This window comes from Pantoea allii, assembly GCF_002307475.1.
Taxonomy (GTDB): Bacteria; Pseudomonadota; Gammaproteobacteria; order Enterobacterales; family Enterobacteriaceae; genus Pantoea; species Pantoea allii.
Map to the genome: position 1 here is coordinate 1 of NZ_NTMH01000016.1, position 4,268 is coordinate 4,268.

Sequence of the window (4,268 nt, forward strand, 5' to 3'; positions counted from 1 at the left end):
GCGCTCACAACTCGGAAAAGGTCCGCTGGCGCTGCTGGAACTGCGGGGGTTCACGCTGCCGGATCAGATATTCAGTGTCGACAGTGCGGTGATGGCTAACACGGGAAGCCGTGACAGGGAGGGTGAAGAATAATGAGCACACTGCAGAATCTGGTTGCCGCCTGTCAGGCTGACGAAACGCAACTGCGGCAACAGGCGCAGGCACGTACTGAAAACTGGCAGCCCTGGCTTACTCCGGTCAGCGATGCCAGCGCAACGGGAGAAGATCCCGGCTATGACGATGATTTTCAGCGCATCCGGGAGGAAGTCAACAAACTTTCCGGCATTGATACCGGGCTGATTTGCACGCTTGGCGAAAAACTACTGACCACTATCGCCAAAGATATCCGGATTGCCACCTATTACTGCTGGGCACGTCTGCACCAGGACGGAGAAACCGGCTTTGCCGAAGGGCTTGAACTGCTGGCGGGATTGCTGCAGCGCTATGGCACGCAGCTTCATCCACAGCGCGAGCGGAGCCGTAAACCGGCACTAGAGTGGCTCGCAGGCTCCCGTGTGCTTGACAGCCTGTCACTCTGGCCGGAAGTGATGAGGGAAGATGCTCAGCGTACTGCCGGTGCACTGCTGCTTATCAGTGACTGTCTGGAGACTGAGCCAGAAGTCTCACGCCCCGGTCTGAATGCCCTGTACAACGCGCTGGAATCCCGACTGATCAAAGCCGGTGGCGTGGATGCCGTGGTGCCGCAAAACGTCGGTCATAAGGCACAGGCATCATACACGACAGAGGCTGAAGCGCCGGTTCTGAGCCGCATTACCTCCGGTCAGGATTTGCTGGCCCAGGCCCGCACCCTGACCGGATATCTGCGTGAGCAACCCGATGGATGGCTTGCCGCACACCGGCTGATGAAAAGCCTGCGTCATGACACGCTGAGTGCTATTCCGGCCCCGGATGCCGAAGGAAAAACGCGCATCGAACCGCCGCGCGCTGACCAGCGGGCCATGCTCAAACGCCTGTACCTGCAGCAGAGCTGGCTGGAGATACTGGAGCAGGCGGACAGCACTTTCTCGCGTGGCGCTAATCACCTCTGGCTGGATTTGCAGTGGTATGTCCACCAGGCCCTGATGAAATCGGGACAGGATGTACTGGCTGATATCATCGCCGCCGACCTGAAAGGACTGCTGCGCCGCCTTACCGGGCTTGAAACCCTGGCCTTTAATGACGGTACGCCCTTTGCCGATGAGGTCACGCTGAACTGGATAAATCAGAACGTGCTGGACGATATGGCTGGCTGGCGGGATGAGCCGGTCAGTGCCGACAGTGGGGATAATAACGATATTCTGGCTCTTGAGCCGGAAGCGCTGGAGAAAGCGGATACTGATGGTCTGGATGCCACACTTCACTGGCTGCAGACCCGCCCGGGCACAGACGCCACAAAAGACAAATGGTTACTGCGTCTGCTGATGGCCCGCGTGGCCGAGCAGAAAGGCAAAAATGAACTGGCCCTGCATCTGCTGGGTGAGCTCGACAGTGCCGCACAGTCAATCACCCTCACGCAGTGGACACCGGCACTACTGTTTGAAGTGAAATCGCGTCGCCTCAGACTGCTGCGCATCAAAGCCACACGCAGTGAAACCGATAAATCACGGCTTCAGCCCGAGATGGACTTGCTTCTGTCCGGTCTGATTGCGCTCGACCCGGCAAGCAGTGCGGTGCTTTGCGGATAATCTGGACGGAATTTAGCGATAAGGGAAGAATATGGCAGCAGAAGGCTTTTACCTGGTGCAGGGGGACAAGACGACCTGCGGCGGGAAAATCACCACGGGCGCAGATGATCACACTCTGTTTGATAAACCTGTTGCCCGGGAGCAGGACAGTGTGACCTGCGGTAAACATGCCGGGTTATACAAGATTGCCGGAGGCATCGACAACGATACCATTCACGACAGACGAATGGCCGGAACCCTCGACAGCTACAGCACCTGCCCCTGCAAGGCGAAGTTCATTCCGTCGATGATGAATGATACGTACGAGAAGAATGGAGGTGGTGCAAACTCTGCCGGAGGAACATCGGCAGCGGTAGCTAAAGCCACTTCATCGGCAACTACTCCGCCAGTAACTACTGCTGTACTGCCCCCGGATCTTCAAAGTAAGCCGCATTGTCAGCATACTGACGGCGCTATACAGGTTGCTGATTATATACTCAATGAAATTAAAACTAATGTCAGAGGCCAGACTGCAGAAACAATACGTTATTTAATCGACGAAGATACTTTAAAACAAAGACGCGCTGAGTGGGATAAACTTCCTTTTTATGCAAGGCTGGCTCCCCCTCCTCAGCCAGATTTTCTTGCTGCAATGGCAGTCTGGTATCAGACTGTAAAAACGGGTTCTACCTGGGATCACAAACAAAAGATTCGTGATAAATTTGGTTCAGTAGCTGTTGCACGGCCTCTCCCAAGTAATACTTCTTCGAAGTCTTACTATCATAAATATAAACAATATGATTATTTTTATGATGTTTGGTCAAATATTCATTATGGATATGTTGGGCTTAGCGTTGGATTTGATGAAGAATTATTATTGTTGGGGTCGACTTGGGAGCAAAATATGACCCCTGGTGCCGTTGGTGATGATACATTAGATGATGTGACCAGCATGAAAATTGGTTTTGCGTTGTACCATAAGCACGGGAAAGTGGCGAAGTCGCTGACAATTCAGGATGTTTTGAACGCTTTGGATAGCACCTCTGTAAAATCACTGCCCTTTTCTAAGCAGAAGCACTGGTGCTGGAATGATAAAAATCCTGAAAAAATTGAGCAGCAGGTGCCATGAAAAAAATAGTGATATCGACACTCGCCTTTCTTATTATTTCAAGTGCTATGGTTTGTTTTATCCCTGTCAGGCCAGTAGTCATTGTTCAGAATACAACGAAAGAACGTGTGTATCTGCACACTACTGAGAGTATTTCCGGTATCGAACCTGCTCCTGAAGAAGTTGATAAGATAATGCGTGCTCGGCCTGATATAATTGAGTCGGGGGAAGAAGTTAAGATAAAAGGCTCTTTTTCATCAATAATAATGGATGGTTATAAATTAAATATTGGTTGGTCAGTTGGTGGTGAATTTGAATATAATGCAAATGGTGGTGGTGGATTGGCTTTTCTTTTGTCTTCAAAATCAAATGTATGTTCTGCAAAGTTAATAATACAGCCTGGGTATAATAATTTTGAAATAATTGATCGGTTTCATGGGGTATGTTTAAAAAAACTTCATTTCATGAAAGATGAAAGCTTGGGGGATAATAATTCTAATTGATCCAGACTCCATTTTTCTGAAAAAAAGTGACCTTGTTATGCAGGTAATGGGATCATGAATCCAAAATGCAGGTTTTGGGGGGGAGTATTTCATCGTTCGCTTCTTTGTGGTTGGCAAACGATGCATTTAGTGAACTATTTGGGTTTAGGAGTAATATGGTATTTTCAAAAACCGTTTACACTCTGTTAATGATCCTAATAGTCATTCTCTTTTCGTGTATATACTGGTATTTGACTATAGCTGTACGGAACAGGTGGTTATCAAATGCAAAAATACCAATGAAGTTTTTATAATTATTATTTTATTATAGTAAGTGTTGTCATCTTTTGTTATGCATATACTTCGACTCTTAAGGGTAAAGGCTATACCAAATGCTTCGGTCGGCCGTATGGATGCCTGGGATGGCCACTGAGTATGTTATTCCTTCATCTGTATATGGTGAGTGAAATAATTAATTTTTTTTTGCTCTCATAATATTTTTTCATTTAATTTTTTAAAACTATTCATGCAGAAATTACTGAGCAGGAATAAATATGGATGATTTAACTCTGCGTTATTATGACGCTGAAATGCACTACCTGCTTGAAGCTGGAGAAGAGTTCGCCCAGACCCACCCCGAACAGGTGTCCATGCTTAATCTTGATAAAGTGGGCGCGCGCAACCCGAACGTGGAACGTCTGTTCAAGGGCTTTACCTTCCTGATGGTGCGACTGCGTGAGAAGCCGTCCGCAGTGAAACCGATAAATCACGGCTTCAGCCCGAGATGGACTTGCTTCTGTCCGGTCTGATTGCGCTCGATCCGGCAAGCAGTGCGGTGCTTTGCGGATAATCTGGGCGGAATTTAGCGAGAAGGGAAAAATATGGCAGCAGAAGGCTTTTACCTGGTGCAGGGGGACAAGACGACCTGCGGCGGGAAAATCACCACGGGCGCAGATGATCACACTCTGTTTGAT

Annotated in this window: 3 protein-coding genes and 2 pseudogenes; all 5 read left to right on the plus strand. The window is 48.9% G+C overall.

What is annotated here, in order from left to right; genetic code table 11:
• Positions 1-132 precede the first annotated feature (132 nt).
• The gene (gene tssA / locus CMR03_RS05740; RefSeq protein ID WP_063880410.1) at positions 133-1,725 is read left to right on the plus strand and encodes a type VI secretion system protein TssA; all 1,593 of its coding nucleotides are present in this window, start codon (positions 133-135) and stop codon (positions 1,723-1,725) included.
• 31 nt (positions 1,726-1,756) lie between these two features.
• Positions 1,757-2,833, plus strand: coding sequence for a polymorphic toxin type 44 domain-containing protein (locus CMR03_RS05745; RefSeq protein WP_096011050.1), 1,077 nt, complete (start codon positions 1,757-1,759; stop codon positions 2,831-2,833).
• Positions 2,830-3,315: an immunity protein TsiR gene (gene tsiR / locus CMR03_RS05750; protein WP_096011051.1), complete on the plus strand. Its 486-nt coding sequence runs from the start codon at positions 2,830-2,832 to the stop codon at positions 3,313-3,315. The genes CMR03_RS05745 and tsiR overlap by 4 nt, the downstream gene beginning before the upstream one ends.
• A 533-nt stretch (positions 3,316-3,848) precedes the next feature.
• A pseudogene (locus CMR03_RS05755) lies at positions 3,849-4,037 on the plus strand (type VI secretion system baseplate subunit TssF); the annotation flags it as partial.
• 138 nt (positions 4,038-4,175) lie between these two features.
• Positions 4,176-4,268 (plus strand): annotated as a pseudogene (locus CMR03_RS25470) (PAAR domain-containing protein); the annotation flags it as partial.

Excerpts from the sequence above, each read along its gene's own strand:
- tssA (WP_063880410.1), top strand. The coding sequence starts at position 133 with ATGAGCACACTGCAGAATCTGGTTGCCGCCTGTCAGGCTGACGAAACG.
- CMR03_RS05745 (WP_096011050.1), top strand. The coding sequence starts at position 1,757 with ATGGCAGCAGAAGGCTTTTACCTGGTGCAGGGGGACAAGACGACCTGC.
- tsiR (WP_096011051.1), top strand. The coding sequence starts at position 2,830 with ATGAAAAAAATAGTGATATCGACACTCGCCTTTCTTATTATTTCAAGT.